This window comes from Microbacterium arborescens (genome assembly GCF_030369635.1).
Lineage (GTDB): Bacteria > Actinomycetota > Actinomycetes > Actinomycetales > Microbacteriaceae > Microbacterium.
Window position 1 is genome coordinate 2,575,854 of sequence record NZ_CP128474.1, and the last position, 25,822, is coordinate 2,601,675.

Here is a 25,822-nt window from a genome sequence, read left to right on the forward strand (position 1 = left end):
GCTCAGCCTAGGACAGCGGACCCTCGTCGGTGAGTACCGCGACCGCCTCGACGTGGTGCGAGTTGGGGAACAGATCGAGCCCCTGCAGCGACACGGGCGCATAGCCCCCGGCGCGGAGCATGCCGAGGTCGCGCGCGAGGGCGACGGGATCGCACGCGACGTAGACGAGGGTCGCGGGGCGCAACCGCAGCAGCGAGTCGACGACCTCGCGGCCGGCCCCCGCCCGCGGCGGATCGAGGAGCGTGACCCCGGCGCGCATCCGAGCACGCTCGGCGCTCGAGGCCGCCTGCTCCGTCTGGGCGAGCCAGCGGTCGACGCGACCGGTCTCCGCGCGCGCGCCGACCCACTCGGCGAGGTTCTCACCGGCATGGTCGGTGGCACGCGGATCGGACTCGACGCTCGTGATCCGGGTGGCGGGGCCGCCGAGCTCCGCGACGGCGGCCGCGAGCAGCCCCACGCCGCCGTACAGATCGAGGTGCCACGCCTCGGGATCCACCGCGTCGCGTCCTGCCGCGCGCAGCCCCTCGTGCACGGCGTTCCGCAGAGCAGCCGGCGCGAGACGGTGGACCTGCCAGAAGCCCCCCGCGTCGACCCGGAACTCGCGGTCGCCGACCCGCTCGATCACCGTCTCGCGCAGAGCCGGGTCCACGACCGGGCGGGGGCCGCCCCGACCACGACGGCGGGGGGTCTCGGGCCGCGGCAGCGCGCGCACCCGCCCATCGGAGGGCTGCACCAGGTCGAGACGACCGGGAGCCGCCGAGCGGCCGCGCGACACCGCGTCAGCGATCGCGGGCGTCGCCAGGGGCAGCTCGTCGACCTCGACGACGCGATGCGATCGGGCCGCGAAAGGACCGATGCGCCCCTCGTCGTCGACGTGGAGGCTGACGCGCGTGCGCCATCCGGTGCCGTCGGCGGTCTCGTCGGCACCCGCGGCGGCCACCACGACGTCGCTGTCGACACCGCCGAAGCGCTGCAGGGCGTCGCGCAGGACCCGCTGCTTGAGCTCGCGCTGGTGCGTGAGCTCGATGTGGCCGAAGTCCGCCCCGCCGGGCCGGTTCTCCGGTGCGGTGCCGATGTCGGCCGGCGCCCAGACATGGGACCTCCGGTGCGGCGACGCCTCGAGCACCTCGAGAGCTTCGGCCCGCCAGAACGAGGACTTCGCGGTGTCGGTCAGCCGTGCCCGCACCCTTTCTCCGGGGATCGCGTCGGGGACGAACACGACGCGCCCCTCGTGACGGGCGACGAAGACGCCGCCATGGGCGACGTCGGTGACGTCGAGATCGAGAAGGTCGCCGGACTGCATCCCACGATGCTCGCACACACGCGCCCACGGGTAGCGTGAACGGCATGCGCGTGTGCCTCGCCTCGACCTCCCCCGCCCGACTCATGCTGCTGCGACAGGCCGGCATCGAACCGTCGACACGTGCGCCCGAGGTCGACGAGGAGGCTGTCGTCGCCGCGCTCGAATCAGCGGAGGGCCGGGTTCTGCCGCCCGAGGAGCACGTTCTGCTGCTCGCGCGGCGCAAGGCCGCCGACGTCGTCGCGGCTCTCCTGCGCGACGAGCCCGAGTTCGACGGCATCGTCATCGGCGGTGACTCGATGTTCGCCTTCGACGGCGAGGTGCTCGGCAAGCCCCTGCTCCCGACGGTCGCGACCGAGCGGTGGGAGCGGATGCGCGGGGGCACCGGCATCCTCCACTCCGGTCACTCCGTGTTCCGGGTTCGTCCGGGCGCCGCTCCGCGTGAGGCTCACGCGGTCGCCGAGGCCGCGGTGACCTTCGCCGACGACATCTCCGCGGACGAGATCGCGGCTTACGTCGCCACCGGCGAGCCGTTGCAGGTCGCGGGCGCCTTCACCGTCGACAGTCTCGGCGGCGCCTTCATCACGCGGGTCGAGGGCGATCCCTCGACCGTGGTGGGGATGTCGCTGTCGACGCTGCGCCGCCTCGTCGGCGAGCTCGATGTGGCCTGGCCAGACCTGTGGACCACGCCCCGCGCGTCGTGACCGAGACGCCACGTTGGTAGGCATCCGCCCACGTTCAGTCGATCACTTTGTGCGAGTGATCCAAAAGAGGAGCGCCTGGGCTCGCTAGGCTGGCATTCATGCCTGAGATCGCCAAGGTCCTGATCGCGAACCGCGGCGAGATCGCCGTCCGAATCGTGCGCGCCGCCCGAGACAGTGGGAAGGCGTCGGTCGCCGTCTACGCCGACCAGGATCGCGATGCGCTCCACGCTCGCCTCGCCGACGAGGCGTACGCCCTCGAGGGATCCACGAGTGCCGAGACCTACCTCTCCATCGAGAAGATCCTCTCCGTCGCCCGCCGCTCCGGTGCCGACGCCGTGCACCCCGGCTACGGCTTCCTCGCCGAGAACGCCGAGTTCGCGCGTGCCGTCATCGGCGCCGGCCTCACCTGGATCGGCCCGACACCCGAAGCCATCGAGGCTCTCGGCGACAAGGTGACCGCGCGCCACGTGGCCGAGAAGGTGGGCGCTCCCCTCGCCCCGGGCACTCCGGGGCCGGTGGGCGGCGCCGACGAGGTCATCGCCTTCGCGAACGAGTACGGTCTGCCGATCGCCATCAAAGCCGCCTACGGCGGCGGCGGGCGGGGGCTCAAGGTCGCGCGCGAGCTCGACGAGGTCGCCGAGCTCTTCGAGTCGGCCACCCGCGAGGCCATCGCGTCGTTCGGTCGCGGCGAGTGCTTCGTCGAGAAGTACCTCGACAAGCCGCGCCACGTCGAGACCCAGTGCCTCGCCGACGCGGCCGGCAACGTCGTCGTCGTCTCCACGCGCGACTGCTCGCTGCAGCGACGCCACCAGAAGCTCGTCGAAGAGGCACCCGCCCCCTTCCTCACCGCCGAGCAGAACGACATCCTCTACTCCGCCTCGAAGGCCATCCTGCGCGAGGTCGGCTACGTCGGCGCGGGAACCTGCGAGTTCCTCATCGGCGCCGACGGCACGATCTCGTTCCTCGAGGTCAACACCCGACTGCAGGTCGAGCACCCGGTGTCCGAAGAGGTCACCGGCATCGACCTCGTCCGCGAGCAGTTCCGCATCGCCGAAGGCGGCACGCTCGACTACGACGACCCGGCCCCCGTCGGGCACTCCATCGAGTTCCGCATCAACGGCGAGGACCCCGGGCGCAACTTCCTGCCCCAGCCCGGCCGCATCCACGTCTTCAAGACGTTCGGCGGCCCCGGCATCCGTCTCGACTCCGGCGTGACCGCGGGCGACTCGGTCTCGGGCGCGTTCGACTCGATGCTCGGCAAGATCATCGTCACCGGGCGCACCCGCGAGGAAGCCCTCGAGCGCTCGCGACGCGCGCTCGACGAGTTCGAGGTCGCCGGCATGCCGACGGTCCTGCCGTTCCACCGCCGCGTCGTGCGCGAGCCCGCCTTCACGGCGGAGGACGGCACGTTCGGCGTCTTCACCCGCTGGATCGAGACCGAGTTCGTCAACGACATCCCTGCATGGGACGGCGAGTCGGAGGCTCCCGCGCAGCCGAGCGGCCGCCACACCGTGGTCGTCGAGGTCTCGGGCAAGCGGCTCGAGGTCAGCCTTCCCGACCGTGTCGCCACACCGCCGGTCGCCGTGGGGCGCCCCGCTCAGGTGCCCCCGTCGCGCCGCTCCCACGCCGCGAGTGCGAGCGCCGCGGCATCCGGAGACGCCGTGAAGTCGCCCATGCAGGCGACCGTCGTCAAGGTCGCGGTCGAGGCCGGTCAGCAGGTCGTCAAGGGCGACCTCGTGGTCGTGCTCGAGGCGATGAAGATGGAGCAGCCCATTCAGGCGCACAAGGACGGCGTCGTCGGCGCCATCGATGCGACCCCGGGCACCACGGTCGGCGCGGGCCACCCCCTGCTCACCATCTCGTGACGGGAGCGGGGCCATGCCGCATCGTTCACGTGTCATCACCGTCTGCTCGTTGGGGCTCGTGCTCGGGTTGAGCGCCTGCGCTCCCACCACCGTGGATCTCGCGGCGGCGGATGCGTGGCTCGCCTCGGTGGCCGCTGAACGCGCGGATGCGGACCTCGGGGTCGGCATCGCGAGCGGGAACACGAGCCCCGTCGGAGACAGGACCGATGCCGCCGCCGGCGTCACCCTGACGCTCGGCGACCCCAGCCCGGTGGCCGCGGTCGAGGTGCGCTGCTTCGGCGGGCACACCGCGACCGTCTTCGTCGAAGCAGCCACCGCGACCGGCTCGCGTGCCCTGCAGTCCGATATCGCCTGCGACGAGCAGCCGCACCGGCTCGACCTCGCCGATGCCGGCCGGACGACCGCGGTCACCGTCGACGTCGCCGCAGACCCCGAGACCCGGTTCTACGCCGAGGTCGACTGACCTACCCGCGTCCTGCGCCGCGCGAACGTCGGAGAATGTCGCGAACAGCGGAACCGTTCGCTCGTACCGCTCCGACCTTCGCGCGATTCTCCGACGTTGGTACGTCGGCGCCGCTCAGGACAGCGGATCCTCGTCGCGCTGGACGAGGTGCATCGCGCGAGCGGCATCGGTGATGCTGCCCGTCAGCGAGGGGTACACCGCGAAGACGCGCGAGACCTGGTCGACGGTGAGACGGCGCTCGACGGCGATCGCGATCGGATAGATGAGCTCGGATGCACGGGGGGCCACGATGACGCCGCCGATGACGGTGCCCGAGCCCTCACGCGCGATGATCTTCACGAAGCCGTCCTTGACGCCCATCATCTTCGCGCGCGGGTTCGCGGCGAGCGGGAGCTTGTGGACGTAGCCGTTGACGAGGCCCGACTCGACGTCCTTCTGCTGCTGACCCACCGTCGCGATCTCGGGAGCGGTGAAGATGTTCGCGGTGATGCGGCGACGATCGAGCGGGATGACGGTGTCGCCGAGCGCGTGGAAGACGGCCTGGCGCCCCTGCATCGCGGCCACCGAGGCGAGCGGCACGAAGGTGGTGCAGTCGCCGGCGGCGTAGATGTTCGGCACGGAGGTGCGCGCGACGCGGTTGACCTGGATGTGACCGGAGTCGGTGAGCTGGACGCCCGCCTCCTCGAGCCCGATGCCAGCGGTGTTGGGGATCGAGCCGACCGCCATGAGGCAGTGGCTCCCCTCGACCGTGCGACCGTCCGAGAGCGTCGCGACGACGCCGTTCTCGGTGCGCTCCACTCGTTCGGCACGGGACTTCGACAGCACCGTCATCCCGCCGCGCTTGAAGACCTTCTCGATGACGGCGGCCGCGTCGACGTCTTCGCCCGGGAGCACCTGGTCGCGGCTGGAGATCAGCGTGACCTTCGCGCCGAGGTTCATGTACGCCGACGCGAACTCCGCGCCGGTGACGCCGGAGCCCACGACGATGAGGTGCTCGGGCAGGGACTTCATGTCGTAGAGCTGCGTCCACGTCAGGATGCGTTCGCCGTCGGGCTTCGCGCTCGGCAGCTCGCGCGGCGAGGCGCCCACCGAGACGACCAGGGTGTCGGCTTCGACGCGGTCGAAGTCCGTGCCCCCGGGGCCGGTCGCCGCGATGAGGGCGTGCGTGCCGTCGAGGCGGCCGTGACCGGAGATGATGCGCACGCCGGCCTCGACGAGCTGCGCGCGCATGTCGTCGGACTGCTGGCGAGCGAGGGAAAGCAGTCGGCGGTTGACCGCCGCGAGGTTGATCGCGACCTCCGGCTTGAGCGGCGTGCCGGAATCGGACCGCGCGAACAGCTGCACCCCCAGATCGGATGCCCCGCTGATGGCGACGGCCGCATCAGCCGTGGCGATGAGCGACTTCGAGGGGACGACGTCGGTGATGACCGCGGAGCCGCCCACGCCGGCGCGTTCGACCAGCGTCACCTCCGCGCCCTGCTGGGCGGCGGCGAGGGCCGCCTCGTATCCGCCGGGGCCGCCACCGAGGACGGCGACGCTTTGGGTGCGCTCGAAGCTGAGAGGCGACATGGTCTCCATTCTTCCTCAGCCGCGGAGGCCATCGCGCACGCCTGCGTCGGAGCGGTCGCGCGTCTTAGAGTGGGGGGATGCTTGACTCCTCCGTGCACCCGCTCGACGATCCCGCGGTCGACCCGCTCGATGTGGCCCGCGAGGCCGCGGCCGACATCGCCCGTATCAGCGGCGTCGAGCGCCACGACATCGCGCTCACCCTCGGCAGCGGGTGGGGTCGTGCGGCCGAGCTGATCGGTGAGACCACGGCGACCATTCCCGCCACCGACGTCACCGGATTCAGCAAGCCCGCGCTCGAGGGGCACGTCGGCACGCTTCGCAGCATCCTGACCCCCGAGGGCAAACGCATCCTCGTCATCGGCGCGCGCACCCACTACTACGAAGGTCACGGCGTCCGCCGGGTCGTTCACAGCGTGCGCACGGCCGCGGCCACGGGCGCGAAGATCATGGTGCTGACCAACGGCGCCGGCGGCATCAAGCCGACGTGGCGCCCCGGCCAGCCCGTGCTGATCAGCGACCACCTGAACCTCACCGCCGACTCGCCGCTCGAGGGCGCGACCTTCGTCGACCTGACCGACCTGTATTCCTCGCGGCTGCGCGACATCGCCCGCTCGATCGACCCGACGCTCGACGAGGGCGTGTACACGCAGTTCCGCGGCCCGCACTACGAGACGCCGGCCGAGGTCCGGATGGCTCGCACGCTCGGCGGCGACATCGTGGGCATGTCGACGGCGCTCGAGGCCATCGCCGCGCGCGAGGCCGGCATGGAGATCCTCGGGTTCTCCCTCATCACCAACCTCGCCGCCGGCATCCAGGAGAGCCCCCTCAGCCATGCCGAGGTGATCGAGGCCGGACGCGAGGCCGAGCCGGTGATCTCAGCGCTCCTCGCCCGCGTGATCGAGGCGCTGTGACCGCCGCGGACGAGCCTGTCACGGGCGTGGGCGTCGAGACGACGACCCCGGTGGTGCCGTGGGACGCGGCGCGAGCCTGGCTCGCTCAGGATCCCGACCCCGAGACCCGGGACGAGCTGGCCGCGGTCATCGCGGCGGCTGAGGCGGGGGATGCCGTCGCCGCAGCCGACCTCGTCGACCGCTTCGGCACCCGCCTGGCCTTCGGCACCGCGGGACTCCGAGGCCGGCTCGGCGCCGGAAGCAATCGCATGAACCGCGTTCTCGTGACGCAGGCCGCCGCGGGCCTGGCGGCGTACCTCCTCGAGAAGGCGGGCCCGGACGCCCCTCCCGTCGTCGTCATCGGTTACGACGGACGCCGGGGCTCAGCGCGGTTCGCACAGGACTCCGCCGAGGTCTTCGCGGGCGCCGGCCTGCGGGCCATCCTGCTCCCCCGTCTGCTCCCGACGCCGGTTCTGGCGTTCGCGGTGCGGCACCTCGGCGCTGACGCGGGCGTCATGGTCACCGCGAGCCACAACCCGCCTGACGACAACGGGTACAAGGTCTACCTCGGCGGCGCCGACGACGGCTCGCAGATCGTGCCGCCCGCCGACGCTGAGATCGCCGCGCACATCCAGCGGGTGGCCGACGCGGGCGACATCTCGGCCCTCCCCCGCTCCGAGCGGTACGAGACCGCCGACGACGCGGTCGTCGAGGCTTACGTCGCGGCGACGGCGACGGTCGCCCCGGCTCCTGCCGGCGCGAACGGGATGCGCTGGGTCTACACCGCCATGCACGGCGTGGGGACCGAGACGATGCTGCGCATCCTCGACGCCGCCGGCTACCCCCACCCCGTTCAGGTCGCCGAGCAGGCGGAGCCGGACGGCCGGTTCCCCACCGTCGCCTTCCCCAATCCCGAGGAGCCGGGCGCGATGGACCTGGCGCTCGAGACAGCGCGCGCGAACGACGCCGAGTTCATCCTGGCCAACGACCCCGACGCCGATCGTCTCGCCGTCGCGATTCCGGATGCCGCGGCGGAGGGCGGCTGGCGGCGGCTGACGGGCAATCAGATCGGTCTGCTGCTCGGCTGGCGCGCGGCGCGTCGCGCCGCGGAGGGTGGCACGACGCCGGGGGCATCGCTCGCCTGCTCGCTCGTCTCCTCCCCCGCGCTCCAGGTCGTCGCCGAGCGCTACGGCCTCGACTTCCACGCCACCCTGACCGGGTTCAAGTGGATCTCACGCGCCCCCGGGCTCGTCTTCGGATTCGAGGAGGCGCTCGGCTACCTCGTCAATCCCGAAACGGTCAAGGACAAGGACGGCATCTCCGCCGCCATCGCGATCCTCGGCCTCGCCGCCGAAGCGCGAGAGCAGGGCCGTGCGCTGGGCGACCTGCTCGCCGAGTTCGACGCCGAGTTCGGCAGCTTCGCCAGCGGACAGGTGTCGGTGCGCGTCGACGACCTCGCGGTCATCGGGCGCATCACCGCCGCCCTCCGCGCGGCGCCGCCCACGCGGATCGGCGATGCCGCGGTCGTGTCGTTCGAGGATCTCGCCGCTCCGGTGACGGGTCCGCCGCTCGGCGACATCCTCCGACTGTGGCTCAAGGGCGACGCCCGCATCCTCGTACGCCCGAGCGGCACCGAGCCCAAGCTCAAGCTGTACCTCGACGTCCGCGGAGACTCGCCCGCCGACGCGGTATCCCGGCTCGCCGCTCTCGAGGCCGGCGTCCGCGAGCTGCTCGCGACCATCGGCTGACGCACGCGTTCCGGCACGCACGGCCCACGCGTCGCGCATTCCGCGCCGCTAGGCTTCGGGAGTGCTGCTGACCGAACCCGTAGAGCTCGCCGACGACCACGTGCGGCTCGTGCCGCTCGCGTACGACCATGCCGACGACCTGACGCGGGCCACCGTCGGACTCGAGTACGCCTGGTACACCTCGGTTCCCGACTCGGTGTCGGCGGACATCACGCAGCGACTCGCCTGGCGCGACGAGGGGCACATGAACCCGTTCGCCGTGCTGCGGGGCGACATCGCGGTGGGGATGACGACGTTCTGCAACATCGACCAGCCCAACCGCAGAGTCGAGATCGGGCACACCTGGCTCTCGCCCGCCGTGCAGCGCACAGCCGTCAACACCGCCGCGAAACGCCTCCTGCTCGCCCACGCGTTCGAGGCCTGCGACGCCATCGCGGTGGAGTTCCGCACGTCATGGCACAACCGCCAATCGCGCGCGGCGATCGAGCGGCTCGGCGCGAAGCAGGACGGCGTGCTCCGCAACCACCGGCTCGGGCCGCACGGAACGCTGCGCGACACCGTCGTGTACTCCGTGCTCCCGCACGAGTGGCCCGCGGTGAAGCTGGGACTCGGGGCGCGACTGGCCCGCTGAGCGCAGGCGATCAGCCGTCGACGACCGCCACGAGCTCGTCGAGGAAGGCGCTGAAGGTCGTGCCGCGGCGCACGATCCGCTGCACGCTCTCGCGCTCGCTGAAAACCTCGACCAGCTGCTCGAAGACGGTCTGGAACGCGGCGCGATCCGATTCGGAGAACGCCACCATCGCCACGACCTGCACCCGCCCGTCGCCCCACGCGATCGAGGGATCCGCGATGCCGAGCGAGATGGCCGTTCGCGTGGCCGTCATGCCGATGGCGTGCGGCACGGCGAGCGCGTCGGTGAAGGCCGTGGACGACAGCCGCTCGCGCTCGATCGTGCGCTCGATGTAGTCGTCGTCGATGACCCCCTGCTCGACGAGCAGCGAGCCCAGTCGGCGTATCGAGGCCTCTTCCCCGCCCTCGCCGTCGAGCCCGCGGATGAAGGCGGAGGGGTCGAAGTAGCGCTCGAGCTCGGCGCGCAGGCGCGCGAGGCGGCGAGCGCGTCGAAGCCGGGCCGCGGCGGTCTGCACGCGATCGATGTCGGCGTCGGTGAGGAACGGCTGGATGTGGACGATCCGATCGCTCATCACGGGAGGCGCGATGGTGGAGAGGATGAGGTCGGTGTCGATCGAGGCCCAGTCCGGGTCGACGCGCGTCTCGACGCCCACGACATCCAGTGCCTGCCCCAACGACCGGTCGACACTGGAACGCAGCAGCTCGTGGAGCTCGTAGTAGCCGGGGCAGACGATCGTCGCCGTCAGCGCCTGCGCCGACAGCCGGCTGCGTTCGAGGCGCCCGCCGACGTGCATCGCGATGTAGGCGATCTCGTCGTCGAGGAGAGGGATGCCGAGGAGGCCCCGAAGCGCGTCGGCGATGTAGACGGCGACCTCGAAGATCATCGGATACGTCGTCTTCAGCGACCGGGTGAGCGGGTTCCGCGACCACGCCTGCTCACGCGCCCGGTGTTTGAGGTTCTGCACGTGCAGCGACAGGCGCAGCACGAAGTCCTCCTGGTCGATGTCGACGAGGAACTCCGCGGCCGCGCGCCGCACGACGTCGCGCACCGCGGTCGCGACATCCGGGTCGATGCGCTCGCGGATGAGCGCCGCCGGCTCGGTCGCCCCCGGGGCGACGACACGTGTGAGCACGAGGGCGGCGAGGTGCTGCCGGTCGCCTGAGCCCAGGACGACCCCGAGGTGGCGTCGCGTGAGGCGATCGAGGATGTCGCCGACCTCCGCGCGGAATGCGGCGTCGTCGGCCTCGGCCACTTCGAGCGCCCGACCTCGAGTGATGCGATCGGCGGCGATGGCGATGTGCATGACGACGTCGCCGATGCCGAACTCGTTGACGAAGTAGCCGAGCTCGGTGAGCTCGGCGACGAGATCATCCTTGAACGGGCCGAAGGCCACCGCCCCGACGGACCGCTCGCCGAGAGTGCGACGAAGACTGTCGAGGTCGAACGATCCGTCGTCGGTCTCTTCGTGCGCGAGCCGGCTGAGGAGCCGCCGCTGAGCCATCTCCGTGCCGCGCAGGCGCGCCCGCGACGACGTGCGCTCGAGGCTGAGCTCGGTGCCGCCGAGCAGGCCGCGCACCCGGCCGAGGTCGGCGTCGATCGTGGCGGGGCTGACGAAGAAGGCCTCCGCGGTCTCGAAGAGGTCGATCCCCTCGGAGGAATCCAGCAGTGCGCGCACGAGGCGGTGCAGCCGGTCGCGAGGTGTGCCCGCGTCACCCACGTGCACCGCGGCGGCACTGTCCGGCCCCGCACGATAGCCCTGCGGCCCGGACTCGACCACGGCGCCGTCGGGGACCCGGGCGTTGAGCGCCGTGACATAGCTTCGGATGGAGCGCGGCGTGACCCCGATCGCGTCGGCGAGCGCGGCTGCCGTCACCCAGTCGCCGTCTCGCGCGAGAATCGCGAGGACGCGGTCCTGCCGGCTCCTGGTCACGCTCCCATTCCATCATGGCCCGACTCACCTTCCGCCCCTGCGGAAGCAGGAAGGCCTTGTCGCCTCTCAGGCCGCTCACAACAATGGGGAGAGGAGGAGGCGGGTCGATGAGGATCCTGGTCGTATGCGGCGCGGGTGCGTCGAGTACTTTCGTCGCACAGCGAGTGCGCCATGCGGCGCAAGCGCGCGGTCTGGACATCACCGCCACCGCCGGAACCGAGCAGTCACTGCCGATCGATCTCGACGCGGCGGACATCGTCCTCGTCGGCCCCCAGCTCATCCCGAAGCTGGACCGGATCACCGAGGCCGCGGCTGCCCGCGGAACGCGCGTCATCCTGATGCCCGCCGACATCTTCCGAGATCTCGACGGCAGCCGGACGCTCGCGCTGATCACCGCTCCGGCTGCCACCACACGTTCCAGCACCGACATCCCTTCAACGGAGAGGACCTCCTCATGAGCGAGGCATCGCGTACCGTCCGCATCGGATCGTCCAACGGGCTCCACGCCCGTCCCGCGAAGCTGTTCGCCCAGGCGGTCAAGCAGTCGGGTGCCAACGTCACGATCTCGAAGGGATCGGGCTCGCCCGTGAACGCGGCGAGCATCCTCGGAGTCATCGCGCTCGGCGTCGAGTACGGCGATTACGTCACCCTCACGGCCGACGGCGACAGCGCGGAGAACGTCCTCGACGAACTCGCCGACCTCCTCGCCACCGACCACGACGAGTGACCACGAACGACCATCGATACGAACACGGACGATACGAAGGAGATCGAGCAATGAGTGAGCTTCGCGGAGTGGGCATCGGCCTGGGAGTCGCGCAGGGACCGATCGCACGGATGGCGGAGCCGCTTCCCGCTCCGAAGGACGAGAAGTCGGAGCGCTCGCTCGACGAAGAGACGGCGCGCGTGAAGGATGCCGTCGCCGCTGTCGCGCGTGAACTCGAACAGCGCGGCGCACAGGCGGGCGGAGCCGCCCGCGACGTGCTCGAAGCGCAGGCCATGATGGCCGAGGACCCGAGCCTCGAGGCCGAGGTCGCGACCCGCCTGCAGGCCGGCAAGACCGGTGAGTTCGCCGTCTACGACGCCTTCGCCTCGTTCCGCGACCAGCTGTCGGCGATGGGCGGCTATCTCGGCGAGCGAGCCGCAGACCTCGACGACGTCGCGCAGCGCGTCATCGCGCACCTCCGCGGCGTCCCCGCCCCGGGCGTGCCCGAGCCGGGACACCCGTTCGTGCTCGTCGCGAAGGACCTCGCCCCCGCAGACACCGCGCTGCTCGACCTCGACATGGTCCTCGCGCTGGTCACCTCCGAGGGCGGTCCGACCTCGCACACCGCGATCCTGGCCCGTGAGAAGTCGATCGTCGCGGTCGTCGGCGTCACCGAGGCCGCGAGCCTCTCCGACGGCGAGACCGTCATCGTCGACGCCGCGAAGGGCGTCGTCACGACCGACCCGAGCGACGACGAGCTCGCGCAGGCCCAGAACCGCGCCGACGAGCGGAAGTCGGCGGCATCCGCCCCGATCACCCCCGGTGCACTCGCCGACGGCACGGCCATCCCGCTGCTGGCGAACCTCGGCAAGCCCGAGGGAGCGGCGCAGGCCGTCGAGCTCGGCGCCGAGGGCGTGGGCCTCTTCCGCACCGAGTTCCTCTTCCTCAGCTCCGCTCAGGCCCCCACCGTCGCGCAGCAGCGCGAGGCCTACACGAAGCTGCTGCAGGCGTTCCCGGGCCAGAAGGTCGTCGTCCGCGCCCTGGATGCCGGGGCCGACAAGCCGCTCGCATTCCTCAACGACGCGCACGAGGAGAACCCGGCGCTCGGGCTCCGCGGGCTCCGCGCCCTCCGCGCCAGCGAGGACATCCTGCGCGAGCAGCTCACCGCGCTCGCCGAAGCGGATGCCGCGACCGAGGCCGACCTGTGGGTCATGGCCCCCATGGTCTCCACCGTCGAGGAGACGGAGTACTTCGTCGGAATCGCTCGCGAGTACGGCATCAAGACCGCCGGTGTCATGGTCGAGGTGCCGTCGTCGGCGCTGCTCGCCGACCACGTGCTCAAGGTCGCCGACTTCGCCTCGATCGGCACCAATGACCTGACGCAGTACACGCTCGCCGCCGACCGCCTGCTCGGTTCGGTGTCGTCGTTCCAGGACCCCTGGCACCCGGCCGTGCTGCGTCTCATCCACGAGACCGGCAAGGCGGGCCAGGCCAACGGCAAGCCCGTGGGCATCTGCGGCGAGGCCGCGGCCGACCCGCTGCTGGCCGTCGTGCTCGTGGGCCTCGGCGCCACGAGCCTGTCGATGGCGCCCACCGCGCTCGCCGACGTCCGCGCCACCCTGCTCGCCCACACCCTCGACGACGCACGTCGCATCGCCGAGGCCGCCCTGACCGCGACGGACGCGGCCTCGGCACGCGCCGCCGCGCAGACCGCCGCCGGCATCTGATCAGCACCAGCACCCGCACCACACACTGCACCGCACCAGAAGGAGAACCAGAAATGACAACGACGTCAACACCATCCGCGGGAGGTGGGGTCCGGGTCCGCGTCCAGCGCTTCGGAACCTTCCTCTCGGGAATGGTCATGCCCAACATCGCGGCCTTCATCGCATGGGGTCTGATCACCGCTCTGTTCATCGACACGGGATGGGTCGGCCAGGACGGGCCGATCGAAGCCTGGCAGTGGGCCGACTCCCGCATGCTCGGCGGCGGGGTCACCCCTGACGGCACCGAGTGGACCGGCCTGGTCGGTCCCATCATCACCTACCTGCTGCCTACCCTGATCGCCTACACCGGTGGCCGCATGGTCTTCGGCGTCCGCGGCGGTGTCGTCGGCGCAGTCGCGGCGATGGGCGTCATCGTGGGCGCCTCGGGCACCATCATGTTCCTCGGCGCGATGGTCGCCGGTCCCCTGACCGCTCTGGCTCTCAAGTGGATCGAGAAGCTGTGGGCGGGCAAGGTCCGCGCCGGATTCGAGATGCTCGTCGACAACTTCAGTGCCGGCTTCGTCGCATTCTTCGCGGCGCTCGCAGCCTTCTTCTGGCTTGCCCCGGTGATGAAGTTCGTCACCGACGTGCTCGGTGGTGCCGTCGGCTTCCTCGTCGACCGCGGCCTGATCCCGCTGGCGAGCATCATCGTCGAGCCCGCGAAGGTGCTGTTCCTCAACAACGCCATCAACCACGGCGTGTTCACCCCGCTCGGAACCCAGGAGTCGCTCGAGACCGGGAAGAGCCTGCTCTTCCTCGTCGAGGCCAACCCCGGCCCGGGTGCCGGCCTCCTGCTCGCGATCTCCGTCTTCGGGGTCGGCATCGCGCGCGGTACCGCACCGGGTGCGTTCATCATCCAGTTCTTCGGCGGCATCCACGAGGTGTACTTCCCGTACGTGCTGGCGAAGCCCCTCCTGATCGTCGCGCTCATCGCCGGTGGCGCCAGTGGTGTTGCCACGAACGCCATCTTCAACTCCGGCCTCGTCGCGGCAGCCTCGCCGGGGTCGATCTTCGCGGTGCTCATCCAGACCGCGCCGGGCAGCCACCTCGGCGTCATCCTGTCGGTCATCATCTCGGCCGGTGTGACGTTCGCCGTCTCGGCGGCAATCCTGCTGGCGGGCCGCAAGCGCGACCTCGCCCGCGAGGCGGCCGGTGAGGGCACCTTCGAGGACGCCATCGCACGCACCGAGGCCAACAAGGGCAAGAGCTCGGAGGCCCTGTCGGGTCTGCGCGCATCGGGTGCGGCCGCCGCCACCGGCGCAGCCGCCGCCACCGGCACCGGCACCGCGACGGCGACCAAGCCGATCCAGTCGATCGTGTTCGCGTGCGACGCGGGCATGGGCTCGTCGGCGATGGGCGCGAGCGTCCTCCGCAACAAGATGAAGAAGGCCGGCATCGAGGACGTCACCGTCGTCAACAAGGCCATCGCGAACCTCGACGGCACCGCCGACCTGGTCATCACGCAGCAGCAGCTGACCGACCGCGCGAAGGCGCAGAACCCCGACGCGCTGCACGTGTCGGTGGACAACTTCATGAACTCGCCGAAGTACGACGAGGTCGTGGAGATGGTCCGCAAGCAGCACGACGCCGACGCATAGGCTCGAAACCCAGACCCGGGGCCGGGGCGGTCCATCCGCCTCGGCCCCGCGTCATCCCCCCGCAACATCACTCGAAGGAGACAGACATGGCACGTGAGGTCCTGAACATCGGTCAGATCCGCATCCACTCCGGAAGCGCTACCCGCGAAGAGGCGATGAAGGAGGCCGCTGACCTTCTCGAGTCCGCAGGTGCCGTCACTTCCGCGTACTTCGACGCCATGCAGCAGCGGGAGCAGACCGTGTCGACGTACATGGGCAACGAGCTCGCCATCCCCCACGGCACCAACGAGACCAAGGACGCGATCCTCGACTCGGCGCTGTCGTTCGTCCGCTACGACGGCGGCGTCGACTGGGGCGGGGAGCCCGTGTCGTTCGTCGTCGGCATCGCCGGCAAGGGCGACGAGCACCTCGACATCCTGTCGCAGATCGCCCTGCTCTTCTCCGAGGAGGACGACGTCGCCCGACTGAAGGCCGCGCAGACCCCCGACGAGCTCTACGCCCTGCTCGCTTCGGTGAACCAGTGAGCACCGCGGTCCACTTCGGAGCCGGCAACATCGGCCGCGGCTTCGTCGGCCTCCTCCTGAACGAAGGCGGCTACGAGCTCGTCTTCTCCGATGTCGCCGCTCCCCTGGTCGACGCCATCAACGCCGCGTCCGAGTACACCGTCCACGAGGTCGGCGAGGGCGGTGTCGACCGCACCGTCACCGGTTTCCGCGCACTCAACAGCGCGGAGGACCCGCAGGCCGTCGCGGATGCCGTCGCGACCGCGGACGTCGTCACGACCGCGGTGGGTCCCACTGTTCTGAAGTTCATCGCGCCGCACATCCTCGCCGGTCTCGCGCTGCGCGACCCCGCGGCCGCTCCGCTGGCCGTGATGGCGTGCGAGAACGCGATCGGTGCCACCGACCTGCTGCGCGACGAGATCCGCGCCCAGGCCGGTGACGCGTGGGAGGCCGTCTCGGGCCGAGCGATCTTCGCCAACACCGCCGTCGACCGCATCGTGCCCGCGCAGCCCGCGGGCGCCGGCGTCGACGTCACGGTCGAGCCGTTCTACGAGTGGGCGATCGAGTCCGGCCCGTTCGGGGGCGACCTGCCGAACATCCCCGGCGCGCACTTCGTCGACGACCTCGAGCCCTACATCGAGCGCAAGCTCTTCACGGTCAACACCGGACACGCCACGACGGCGTACTTCGGTGCGCAGGCCGGTACCCCGACCGTGGCCGAAGCCCTCGCCGTACCCGAGATCGCCGCGAGCGTCTCGGCCGCGCTCGAAGAGACCTCGGCGCTCCTCGTCCACAAGCACGGTCTCGACGCCGGCGAGCTCGCGGAGTACCGCGCCACGATCCTGCGGCGCTTCGCCAACCCCGAGCTGCCCGACACCGTCGGACGCGTGGGACGCCAGCCCCTCCGCAAGCTCTCCCGGCACGAGCGCTTCGTCGGCCCCGCCGCGGAAGCGGCCGAGGCCGGCCTGTCGGTGGATGCGTTGGTCGCGGCGATCGGCGCCGCCCTTGCGTTCGACGACCCGGAGGACCCGCAGTCCGTCGAGCTGCAGCAGCGCCTGCGCACCGAGGATGCGGCATCCTTCACGGCCTCGGTGACGGGACTCGAGCCCTCGCACCCGCTCTTCGCGCGGGTCGAGCGCGCGGTCGCCGAGCGCCAGTCGGCGATCGGCTCAGACCCCCGATGAGCGACGCGGCGGTGCGGGCGGCGGGTGACGAGCCCGGACGCCCGCACCGTCGGTTGCGGACGCGACGGATCGTCCGCGTCGGCCTGCTGTCGATCGCCGGCATCCTGGTGGCCGCCGTCGTCGGCATCCTCGTCTGGAGCCAGGTCGGAGTCATGGACGCCGAGGCGGAGCCCCTCGCCGCCGTCCGCGCCGACGCGCGCATCGCGATGTCGGAGGTCGACGGCAGCCTCGTGCTCGAACCCGCCGAGGGACCGGGGGGTGTCGGCCTCGTCTTCGTGCCGGGCGCGAAAGTGCAGGCCGAGGCATACGCGGCGATCCTCGCCGACGTGGTGGCCGACGACGATGTGACGGTGGTGATCACCCGGCCGTGGCTCAACCTCGCGTTCTTCGACCCGCGGCCGCTCTCGTCGTTCACGGACCTCGTCCCCGGGGTCGAGACCTGGCTGGTTGGCGGGCACTCGCTCGGCGGCGTACGGGCGTGCCAGTTGGCGACGGATGCCGACGGGCTCGTCCTGTTCGGGTCATACTGCGCGACCGACCTGTCGGCATCAGGGCTGCCGGTGCTGAGCCTGTCGGGCTCGGACGACGGCCTGACCACACCGCAGAAGGTCGACGACAACCGCCACCTGCTGCCCGCCGGTGCGACTTTCGTCGAGATCGCCGGCGCCAGCCACGCATCCTTCGGCGACTACGGTCCCCAGGCCGGCGACGGTACCCCCTCGATCTCGCCCGCCGACATGCGGGCCGAGGTCACCGCGGCGCTGTCGGCACTCGTGGCATCCCTCCCCCGCTGACCCGGCGCCCGGGGCGGCCGAACTCCTCAGATATGGGCATCGGAGGCGCCTGAGACTGCCGCAGGCCCTACTGAGGCTGGAACACTGAGGAGTTGACGCCCGGGCGGCGGGCCCTCCCCAAAGCTGATCCCGAGGTCTGCTGTCCTCAGCACCCCACTTACCTCGATCACGGTAGGCACAGAGTTCGCATACTGCCGACGTGATGCCGACAGATTGGAAGAGCGCGACGGACCTCGGTCTCCGCCGTTCAGAGGTCGACCGCGCGCTCGCGCAGGTAACACTCGTACGCGTCCGCCGCGGGCGCTATCTGCCCGGCTCGACCCATCCCGATATCCTCGCGGCGGCGCGGCTGGGCTGCCGGCTGGACTGCGTTTCACTGCTGAGGGCTGTCGGCGTCTTCGTGCTGGACCGGCATCCGCTCCACGTCAACGCCCGCGTGGGGTCCAGCAGGCTGCCGGAAGCCCCCGACGGTGTCGTCCGACACTGGCGAACGGATGACGACCCGCCGACCTCGGTTACCGCCGATCTCGTCTCCGCGCTGGCGCAGGCGTGCCGCTGCCAAGATCCCCGCGCCGCAGTCGCCACGCTCGACAGCGCATGGCACCAGCGCATGATCGACGCTGAGGGCATTGCCGAGATCTTCGCACGCCTGCCGCGCCGATACCGCCGGCTACAGCTCCTCCTCGACCCCTCAGCAGAATCCGGTTCCGAGTCACTCCTCCGCCTCGTCCTCCGTGCGATCGGATGCCGATTCGAGACTCAGGTCGACATTCCGGGAGTCGGCCGGGTCGACTTCCTCGTCGAAGGCTGGCTGATCGTCGAATGCGACAGCGAAGCCCACCACTCCGGCTGGGATGCTCAGAAGCGCGACAGGCGACGAGATCTCGCAGCCGCAGCCCAGGGGTACACGACTATTCGCCCGCTAGCCGAGGACATCTTCCACAACCGTGACCGGCTGGCGCAGCAGCTTCGCGCTGTGGTCGCCCACCGTCCAACGCGATAACTCCTCATACCGGGCTCCCTAGCCTCGGTCGAACCCAGAAACTCGGCGGACCCGGCACAGAACTGAGGAGTTAGCCGGGGTCAGGCTCCGAAGCCCTCCGCGATGACCTCGATGAGCTCCTCCCGATCCTCGACCGAGAGGAACGCGCCGGCGGCGGCGTTCAGCTGGAAGGCCTGGAGATCGTCGAGGTCGTAGTCGAAGGTCTGCGCCAGGGTCGCGAGCTCACGCGTGAGCGATGTCCGGCTCTGGGTGCGGTTGTCGACGTTCACCGTGACCGAGAAGCCCAGCTGGTACAGCAGATCGAAGGGGTGATCCTCCCACTGCGTGCCCCAGCCGGCGATGGCACCGGTCTGCAGGTTCGAGGACGGTGCCAGCTCGAGCGGGATCTCGCGGTCGCGCACCCACCGCGCCAGGTCGCCGAACTGGACGAGCACCTCTTCGCCCTCACGTGAGACGACGTTGAGGTCCGAAGCGATGCGCACACCGTGGCCGAGGCGCAGCGCACGCCCGTCGATGAGCGCCGAACGGATCGAGTCGAGGCCCGCGGCCTCACCCGCGTGCACGGTCACCGGGAAGAACTCCGAGGCGAGATAGTCGAACGCCTCGCGGTGGCCCGCCGGAAGGAAGCCGTCCTCGGGGCCCGCGATGTCGAAGCCCGCGACGCCGCGGCCGCGGTTGTCGACCGCCAGACGGGCGATCTCCAGCGAGCGGTCGGCCTGACGCATCGCCGACAGGATCTGACCGACACGGATGTCGTCGCCCGCAGCCTCGGCGGCATCCTCGCCCTCCTCGATGCCCTCCTGCACGGCGTCGACGGCGTCCTGCAGCGACAGACCAGCGCGCAGGTGCTGCTCGGGCGCCCAGCGCACCTCGCCGTAGACCACGCCATCAGCGGCGAGGTCGGTGACGAACTCGCGCGCGATGCGGCGCAGCCCCTCACGGGTCTGCATGACCCCGAGTGTGACCTCGAAGGTCTTGATGTAGTCCACGAGCGAACCCGAATCGCTCTGCTCCTCGAACCAGTCGGCGAGGTCGTCCGCGTCGGTCTCGGGCAGGTCGGTTCCGAGCTCGTCGGCCAGCTCGACGATCGTGGCGGGACGCACGCCGCCGTCGAGGTGGTCATGCAGCGAGACCTTCGGCAGCGACCGCACCGAGACGCCCTGCAGTTTCACGTCGGCGTGCTGTTCGATCGGCATGGCGGGCTCCCTGGTGTGAACGAGCGGGTAGGACGGTTAGGAAGGACGGCACCCGACGAACGGATGCCGGAGCTCAGGCTGTGATGCGCTCGAGGACGAGCGGCCCCGCGGGCGGAGCGTCGTCGTCGATCTCCCACGCGCCGTGCAGCGCGTCGAGAGCACGGTCGAACCGCGCACCATCATCGGCCAGAAGGGTGAACAACGGCTGACCGGCAGCCACCTCGTCACCCGGCTTGACGTGCAGGTCGATGCCCGCGGCGTGGATGACCGGGTCCTGGGCGCGGGCGCGACCGGCGCCGAGGCGCCAGGCGGCGATGCCGAAGGGCAGCGCCTCGAGCCGGGAGATCACGCCGGCGGTCGGCGCGGTGACCGTGTGCGTCTCGCGGGGCGCGGGGAGCGCGGCATCCGGGTCGCCGCCCTGTGCCTGGATCATGCGGCGCCAGACGTCCATCGCCCGGCCGTCGGCGAGGGCCGCCTCGACGTCCGCGTCGGGCTGTCCTGCGAGCGCGAGCATCTCGCGCGCCAGCGCCACGGTGAGCTCGACGACGTCGGCGGGGCCGCCGCCGGCGAGGACCTCGACCGATTCGCGGACCTCGTTCGCGTTGCCGATCGCAAGGCCCAGGGGTGCGTTCATGTCGGTGAGGAGCGCGGTCGTCGCAACGCCCGAGTCGGCGCCGAGCGCGACCATCGTGCGGGCGAGCTCGCGCGCCTTGTCGACGTCCTTCATGAAGGCGCCGGAGCCGAACTTCACATCGAGCACGAGCGATTCCGTACCCTCGGCGATCTTCTTCGACATGATGCTCGACGCGATCAGCGGGATCGCCTCGACCGTGCCGGTGACATCGCGCAGCGCGTACAACCGCTTGTCGGCCGGCGCGAGGCCCGAGCCTGCGGCGCAGATCACGGCACCGACGTCGCGCAGCTGAGCGAACATCTCGTCGTTCGACAGCGCCGCACGCCACCCGGGGATCGACTCGAGCTTGTCGAGCGTGCCGCCCGTGTGTCCGAGGCCACGGCCCGACAGCTGCGGCACGGCGACACCGAAGGCGGCGACGAGCGGCGCGAGGGGCAGGGTGATCTTGTCGCCGACACCGCCGGTGGAGTGCTTGTCGACCGTGCGCTTGCCGAGTCCGGCGAAGCTCATGCGCTCACCCGAGGCGATCATCGCGTCGGTCATGACGCGGATCTCGTCGCGCTCCATCCCGTTGAGCAGTACCGCCATGGCGAACGCCGCCATCTGCGAGTCGGCCACGTACTCACGCGTGTACGCGTCGATCATCCACCGGAGCGCCTCCTCGGGGACGGCGCCGCCGTCGCGCTTGGTGCGGATGACGTCGACGGCGTCGAACGCCTCGACAGCGGATGCGGTGGACTCGGCGCTCATCGGGCGGCCTCCTCGAGGTCGCGGGGCCCGAACGCGTCGGGCAGCACCTCGTCGATCGTGCGGATGCCCGAGACGGTCTCGAGCAGCATTCCGGGCAGGGCGAATTCGTTCAGCAGCTGGCGGCACCGACCGCACGGCATGATCGTCTGCCCGTCGTTGTTGACGCACACGAAGGCGACGAGCTGTCCGCCGCCCGACATGTGCAGGTCGCCGACGAGGGCGCACTCGGCGCACAGCCCGACGCCGTACGACGCGTTCTCGACGTTGCATCCCGAGACGATGCGTCCGTCGCTGACGAGCGCGGCCGCGCCCACCCGGTAGCGCGAGTACGGTGCGTACGCACGCGTCATGGCTTCCGTCGCGACGGCGCGCAGCTCGTCCCAATCGATGTCTGTCACAGCAGAGGTCACCCCTTGATGTACGGCTTGCCGGCGGCTGCCGGCCCACGGATGTGCCCCGCGAACCCGGCGACCGCGAGGATCGTCACAAGGTACGGGAGCATGAGCATGAACTCGCTGGGGATCGGCGTCCGCAGCACCGTCAGCAGATTCTGCAGGTTCGTCGCGAACCCGAACAGTAGCGCCGCCAGGGTCGCGCGGATCGGGTCCCAGCGTCCGAAGATGACGGCGGCGAGGGCGATGAAGCCCAGGCCCGCGGTCATCTCCTTGGTGAAGGTCGGCACCGACACCAGGGTGAAGTACGCACCGCCGGCGCCGGCGATCGCACCGGCGAGGCTGACGTTCCAGAACCGGGTCGGGTTGACCTTGATGCCGACGGTGTCCGCGGCCTGCGGGTGCTCGCCGACGGCCCGCAGCCGCAGACCCCACCGGGTGCGGTAGAGGCCCCAGGCGACGAGACCGACGGTGACGTACATCAGGTACACGATGAACGTCTGGTTGAACAGCACGGGCCCGATCACGGGGATGTCGCTGAGCAGCGGGATCGGCAGGCGCTGGAACGTCGTCGCACGGTTGAGCGTCGCCTCGTTCGGCGCGAGGAGCGCACCGAAGAGGAATCCGGTGAGGCCGGTCACGAGCACGTTCAGCACGACACCGACGATCACCTGATCGACGAGGTAGCGGATCGAGAAGACCGCGAGGACGAGGCTCACCAGGACGCCGCCGACCATGGCGGCGATCAGTCCGATGAACGGGTTGCCGGTCATGCTGCCCACGAGCACCGCGCCGAAGGCGCCGAGCAGGAACTGACCCTCGATGGCGACGTTGACGACGCCGACACGTTCACCGATGACGCCGCCGAGGGCACCGAAGATGAGCGGGACCGACAGCGACACGGCGCCGAACAGCAGACCGATGACGGGAACGAGCCCCTCGGCAGCTGCCCAGACGAGGAAGGCGAACACGCCGACGAACCCTGCCACAGCGATCAGCCACGTGCGGGGGCGGCGGTAGGCGAACGCGTCCCACGTCGCGACCGCCGTGATGACGGCCATGAGCGCGAGCAGCGTCCAACTGGTCGGCCCGGTCGGGAGCGCGACGTCCGGGATCGGGATCGTCGAGCCGCCGTCGGCGAGGCGGAACGTGCTCGTACCGCCGCGCGGGACGAGGGCGAACAGCATCGCCAGCAGCAGGGTGGCGACGCCCAGGGCGATGGCCGGCTTGAGGTGGCGGACCTTCACCGCGACGGGAGCAGCGGCGGCGGAGGTCAGATCGGTCGTTGCCATCAGGCACCCGCCTTCACAGCGGCGCGGCGCGACGAGTTCTTCGTGCGGCCCGACGCGCGCTTCTCAGCATCGGTCTTGGGAAGGAAGAAGATCGTCCGCACGAGCGGCGGAGCCGCGATGAACAGAACGATGAGCGCCTGCACCACGAGCACGATCTCGACGGGGATCCCCTCCGAGCCCTGCATCGTGAAGCTGCCCGCCTTGAGTGCGCCGAGCAGGATGCCGGCGGCGAAGACGCCCCACGGACGCGAGCGTCCGAGCAGAGCGACGGTGATCGCGTCGAAACCGATGCCGGCGTCGATCGAAGCGGTGAAACCGGTGGTGACCTGACCCTGAACCTGGTTCATGGCGGCGAGGCCCGCGAGCCCGCCGGCGAAGAGCATCGCATAGACGTACATGCGCTCGACCGAGATGCCGGCGGCGCGTGCGGCGTGCGGGTTCTCGCCCACGGCGCGCAGCCGCAGGCCGAGGCTGGATCGCTCGATGACCCACCACACGACGACCGTCGCGATGATGACGACGATGAAGCCCCAGTCGAGCAGCGGGTACTGCGGGCCGAGCAGCTCGGGGAACTGGGCGGACTCCGGCGTTCGCAGCGAGATCGACTGCGTCGTGCCCGTCTGCTGCAGCAGCGAGGGGGTCCGCACCATCCAGCTGACGAGGTAGTAGGCGATGTAGTTGAGCATGATCGTGAGGATCACCTCGTGCGCGCCGGTGCGCGCCTTCAGCAGTCCGACGAGCCCGCCCCAGAGGGCGCCGCCCACGATGCCGGCGATCAGCGTCAGCGGCAGGTGGATGAACATGGGCAGATCGAGGTTGAACGTCACGAGGGCGGCGAAAGCGGCCCCGATGAGGATCTGGCCGCGGCCGCCGATGTTGAACAGACCGGCGCGGAACGCCAGCGCGACGCCGAGTCCGGCGGCGATCAGCGGAGCCGCGAAGCCGAGCGTGTTCGTGAGCGGACGGATCTGCGTCGCGAAGTCGTCGACACGCGTGTTGAACACGGCGCCGCGGAACAGGGCGTCGTAGCCGCCCGAGACCGACTGCCAGATCGCGGCCAGGGTGTCACCCGGGCGAGCGAAGAAGTAGCCGGACGCCGCAGCCACCCGCTCGTCCGTGACGGCCATCATGATGCCGCCGACGATGAGCGCGAGCACGATGGCGAGCACCGTGATGACGGCGCTGCTGCGCATCACCTCGGTGATGACGCGGTTCGTCGTCGGCGGCGGGGCCACCTCGGGCTTGCCCGTCAGGGGGCCGCCTACAGGGGGCAGCTGCGAGTCCGCGGGCTCGACGGGAAGGTCGGGCCCGGGACCGGGCGTGGGGGTGGTCATGCTGCTGACTCCTCGGGAACCTCGCCGGCCATCATCAGACCGAGCACGTCGCGCGGCGTCGTCGCCGGAACCACGCCGACGATGCGACCGCGGTACATCACCGCGATGCGGTCGGCCAGGGCGACCACCTCGTCGAGCTCGGTCGAGACGACGAGGACGGCGACGCCGGAGTCACGGGCCTCGATGATGCGCTTGTGGATGAATTCGATGCTGCCGACGTCGACGCCGCGTGTGGGCTGGGCCGCGACGAGCAGTCGCAGCGGCCGGGCCATCTCGCGGGCGATGACGACTTTCTGCTGGTTGCCGCCCGACAGGGTGCCGACCGGGGTGTCGGGGCCCTGGGTGCGGATGTCGTACTCGGTGATGCGCTCGCGGGCGAACGCTTCGAGCGCCCGGCGGTCGATCGTGCCCGCGCGGCTGAAGGCGCGGTCGTCCGAACGGTCGAGGATGAGGTTCTCCTGCACGGAGAACGCTCCGACGAGGCCGTCCTCCTTGCGGTCCTCGGGCACGAACCCGACGCCGCGGTCGAGGATCGCGCGGACACTGCGTCCGCCGAGCTCGTCGCCGTCGAGGCGGATCGAACCGTGGTCGATCGGCAGGAGCCCGAGGATCGCCTCGACGATCTCGGTCTGACCGTTGCCCTGGACGCCGGCGACGGCGACGACCTCACCCGAACGCACCTGCAGGTCGACGTCGTCGACGACGACGATTCCCGACGGCGTGACGACGCGGATGCCGTCGAGGACGAGACCGCCCTCCCCCACGTTCGGTGCCCCCTTGGCGACGACCATCTCGACCGGGCGGCCGACCATGAGCGCTGCCAGCTCGGCGTTGCTCGCCGTCGGCGAGGCTTCGCCGACGACCTTGCCCAGGCGGATGACGGTGATGCGGTCCGCGACTTCGCGGACCTCACGGAGCTTGTGGGTGATGAAGACGATCGAGGTGCCCTCGTCACGCAGCTGACGCATGATCGCCATGAGCTCGTCGGTCTCCTGCGGAGTGAGCACGGCGGTGGGCTCGTCGAAGACGAGGACCTTGGCCTCGCGCGAGAGCGCCTTGATGATCTCGACGCGCTGCTGCACGCCGACCGGCAGATCGCCGACGACGGCGTCGGGGTCGATCTGGAAGCCGAAGCGGTCGGCCACGGCGCGTACGTGCGCGCGGGCGGCGGCGAGGTCGAGCACCCCGAGACCCTTGGTGTTCTCGTGACCGAGCATGACGTTCTCGGCGACGGTGAAGACCGGGACCAGCATGAAGTGCTGGTGCACCATGCCGATGCCCGCGCCCATGGCGTCGCCGGGTCCGCGGAAGTCCTGGACGACGTCGTCGAGGAGGATGTGGCCCTCGTCGGCCTGGTACAGGCCGTAGAGGACGTTCATGAGAGTCGACTTGCCGGCGCCGTTCTCCCCGAGGAGAGCGTGGATCTCGCCCGGCCGGACGACGAGGTCGATGTGGTCGTTGGCGACCAGGGTGCCGAAGCGCTTGGTGATGCCCCGGAGTTCGAGCTTCATGTCGGCCAATCTATGCGACGGAGGGTGGGTGGACAGCGGTCGGGGCCGGGGAACTTTCG

The 25,822-nt window shown here is 70.6% G+C and carries 23 protein-coding genes; 14 read left to right on the forward strand and 9 right to left on the reverse strand.

The window, feature by feature from the left end; translation table 11 throughout:
* Positions 1-7: 7 nt before the first annotated feature.
* A complete protein-coding gene (locus tag QUC20_RS12235; protein WP_289330054.1) occupies positions 8-1,303 on the reverse strand; it encodes a class I SAM-dependent RNA methyltransferase in 1,296 nt (431 codons plus the stop codon).
* Positions 1,304-1,347: 44 nt separating this feature from the next.
* On the opposite strand from QUC20_RS12235, the gene QUC20_RS12240 reads away from it, so the two are divergent.
* The 3 genes from QUC20_RS12240 to QUC20_RS12250 all read left to right on the forward strand — a co-directional run bounded on the left by QUC20_RS12240 (position 1,348) and on the right by QUC20_RS12250 (position 4,332).
* Positions 1,348-2,004 carry a Maf family protein gene (locus QUC20_RS12240; RefSeq protein ID WP_289330055.1) on the forward strand — a complete coding sequence of 219 codons (657 nt, stop codon included), beginning with the start codon at positions 1,348-1,350 and terminating at the stop codon, positions 2,002-2,004.
* Positions 2,005-2,102: 98 nt separating this feature from the next.
* Positions 2,103-3,869 (forward strand): acetyl/propionyl/methylcrotonyl-CoA carboxylase subunit alpha, encoded by a 1,767-nt coding sequence (locus QUC20_RS12245; RefSeq protein ID WP_120264673.1) that lies wholly within the window; start codon positions 2,103-2,105, stop codon positions 3,867-3,869.
* Positions 3,870-3,882: 13 nt separating this feature from the next.
* Complete coding sequence (locus tag QUC20_RS12250) at positions 3,883-4,332, forward strand: hypothetical protein (RefSeq protein WP_289330056.1); 450 nt, start codon at positions 3,883-3,885, stop codon at positions 4,330-4,332.
* A 114-nt stretch (positions 4,333-4,446) separates the two neighbouring features.
* On the opposite strand, the gene QUC20_RS12255 is transcribed toward QUC20_RS12250, so the two are convergent.
* The gene (locus tag QUC20_RS12255) at positions 4,447-5,910 is read right to left on the reverse strand and encodes an NAD(P)H-quinone dehydrogenase (protein WP_120264671.1); all 1,464 of its coding nucleotides are present in this window, start codon (positions 5,908-5,910) and stop codon (positions 4,447-4,449) included.
* A 68-nt stretch (positions 5,911-5,978) separates the two neighbouring features.
* On the opposite strand from QUC20_RS12255, the gene QUC20_RS12260 reads away from it, so the two are divergent.
* From QUC20_RS12260 to QUC20_RS12270, 3 genes are all read left to right on the forward strand, one after another.
* Complete coding sequence (locus tag QUC20_RS12260) at positions 5,979-6,812, forward strand: purine-nucleoside phosphorylase (RefSeq protein WP_120264670.1); 834 nt, start codon at positions 5,979-5,981, stop codon at positions 6,810-6,812.
* 50 nt (positions 6,813-6,862) lie between these two features.
* On the forward strand, positions 6,863-8,539 hold the full coding sequence (locus tag QUC20_RS12265; protein WP_289331519.1) for a phospho-sugar mutase: 1,677 nt from the start codon (positions 6,863-6,865) through the stop codon (positions 8,537-8,539).
* Positions 8,540-8,600: 61 nt separating this feature from the next.
* Complete coding sequence (locus tag QUC20_RS12270) at positions 8,601-9,170, forward strand: GNAT family N-acetyltransferase (protein ID WP_289330057.1); 570 nt, start codon at positions 8,601-8,603, stop codon at positions 9,168-9,170.
* A 10-nt stretch (positions 9,171-9,180) separates the two neighbouring features.
* Here QUC20_RS12270 and QUC20_RS12275 read toward each other — a convergent pair whose 3' ends face one another.
* Positions 9,181-11,100 carry a BglG family transcription antiterminator gene (locus QUC20_RS12275; protein ID WP_289330058.1) on the reverse strand — a complete coding sequence of 640 codons (1,920 nt, stop codon included), beginning with the start codon at positions 11,098-11,100 and terminating at the stop codon, positions 9,181-9,183.
* 107 nt (positions 11,101-11,207) lie between these two features.
* Between QUC20_RS12275 and QUC20_RS12280 the strand changes: the two genes are divergently transcribed.
* The 8 genes from QUC20_RS12280 to QUC20_RS12315 all read left to right on the forward strand — a co-directional run bounded on the left by QUC20_RS12280 (position 11,208) and on the right by QUC20_RS12315 (position 18,654).
* Entirely contained in the window at positions 11,208-11,558 is a 351-nt protein-coding gene (locus tag QUC20_RS12280) for a PTS sugar transporter subunit IIB (RefSeq protein ID WP_120264667.1), read from the forward strand.
* Positions 11,555-11,827: an HPr family phosphocarrier protein gene (locus QUC20_RS12285; RefSeq protein WP_120264666.1), complete on the forward strand. Its 273-nt coding sequence runs from the start codon at positions 11,555-11,557 to the stop codon at positions 11,825-11,827. Before QUC20_RS12280 ends, QUC20_RS12285 begins: the two co-directional genes overlap by 4 nt.
* A 50-nt stretch (positions 11,828-11,877) precedes the next feature.
* On the forward strand, positions 11,878-13,533 hold the full coding sequence (ptsP, locus tag QUC20_RS12290) for a phosphoenolpyruvate--protein phosphotransferase (protein ID WP_289330059.1): 1,656 nt from the start codon (positions 11,878-11,880) through the stop codon (positions 13,531-13,533).
* A gap of 53 nt (positions 13,534-13,586) precedes the next feature.
* The gene (locus QUC20_RS12295) at positions 13,587-15,170 is read left to right on the forward strand and encodes a PTS mannitol transporter subunit IIBC (protein WP_289330060.1); all 1,584 of its coding nucleotides are present in this window, start codon (positions 13,587-13,589) and stop codon (positions 15,168-15,170) included.
* An 86-nt stretch (positions 15,171-15,256) separates the two neighbouring features.
* Positions 15,257-15,694 carry a PTS mannitol transporter subunit IIA gene (locus QUC20_RS12300; RefSeq protein WP_023955519.1) on the forward strand — a complete coding sequence of 146 codons (438 nt, stop codon included), beginning with the start codon at positions 15,257-15,259 and terminating at the stop codon, positions 15,692-15,694.
* The gene (locus tag QUC20_RS12305) at positions 15,691-16,857 is read left to right on the forward strand and encodes a mannitol-1-phosphate 5-dehydrogenase (protein ID WP_120264663.1); all 1,167 of its coding nucleotides are present in this window, start codon (positions 15,691-15,693) and stop codon (positions 16,855-16,857) included. Before QUC20_RS12300 ends, QUC20_RS12305 begins: the two co-directional genes overlap by 4 nt.
* Positions 16,854-17,651: an alpha/beta hydrolase gene (locus QUC20_RS12310; RefSeq protein WP_289330061.1), complete on the forward strand. Its 798-nt coding sequence runs from the start codon at positions 16,854-16,856 to the stop codon at positions 17,649-17,651. The genes QUC20_RS12305 and QUC20_RS12310 overlap by 4 nt, the downstream gene beginning before the upstream one ends.
* 202 nt (positions 17,652-17,853) lie before the next feature.
* Positions 17,854-18,654, forward strand: a complete 801-nt coding sequence (locus QUC20_RS12315; RefSeq protein ID WP_289331520.1) for an endonuclease domain-containing protein — start codon at positions 17,854-17,856, stop codon at positions 18,652-18,654.
* Between the two features lie 80 nt (positions 18,655-18,734).
* On the opposite strand, the gene QUC20_RS12320 is transcribed toward QUC20_RS12315, so the two are convergent.
* The 6 genes from QUC20_RS12320 to QUC20_RS12345 form a co-directional block, all read right to left on the reverse strand.
* Positions 18,735-19,850 (reverse strand): adenosine deaminase, encoded by a 1,116-nt coding sequence (locus tag QUC20_RS12320; RefSeq protein WP_289330062.1) that lies wholly within the window; start codon positions 19,848-19,850, stop codon positions 18,735-18,737.
* Between the two features lie 73 nt (positions 19,851-19,923).
* Positions 19,924-21,234, reverse strand: a complete 1,311-nt coding sequence (locus QUC20_RS12325) for a thymidine phosphorylase (protein WP_289330063.1) — start codon at positions 21,232-21,234, stop codon at positions 19,924-19,926.
* On the reverse strand, positions 21,231-21,632 hold the full coding sequence (locus QUC20_RS12330) for a cytidine deaminase (RefSeq protein ID WP_023955526.1): 402 nt from the start codon (positions 21,630-21,632) through the stop codon (positions 21,231-21,233). Before QUC20_RS12330 ends, QUC20_RS12325 begins: the two co-directional genes overlap by 4 nt.
* 8 nt (positions 21,633-21,640) lie before the next feature.
* On the reverse strand, positions 21,641-22,918 hold the full coding sequence (locus QUC20_RS12335; protein ID WP_120264658.1) for an ABC transporter permease: 1,278 nt from the start codon (positions 22,916-22,918) through the stop codon (positions 21,641-21,643).
* The gene (locus QUC20_RS12340) at positions 22,918-24,252 is read right to left on the reverse strand and encodes an ABC transporter permease (RefSeq protein ID WP_120264657.1); all 1,335 of its coding nucleotides are present in this window, start codon (positions 24,250-24,252) and stop codon (positions 22,918-22,920) included. The genes QUC20_RS12335 and QUC20_RS12340 overlap by 1 nt, the downstream gene beginning before the upstream one ends.
* Positions 24,249-25,763 carry an ABC transporter ATP-binding protein gene (locus QUC20_RS12345; protein WP_289330064.1) on the reverse strand — a complete coding sequence of 505 codons (1,515 nt, stop codon included), beginning with the start codon at positions 25,761-25,763 and terminating at the stop codon, positions 24,249-24,251. The genes QUC20_RS12340 and QUC20_RS12345 overlap by 4 nt, the downstream gene beginning before the upstream one ends.
* Positions 25,764-25,822: the final 59 nt, after the last annotated feature.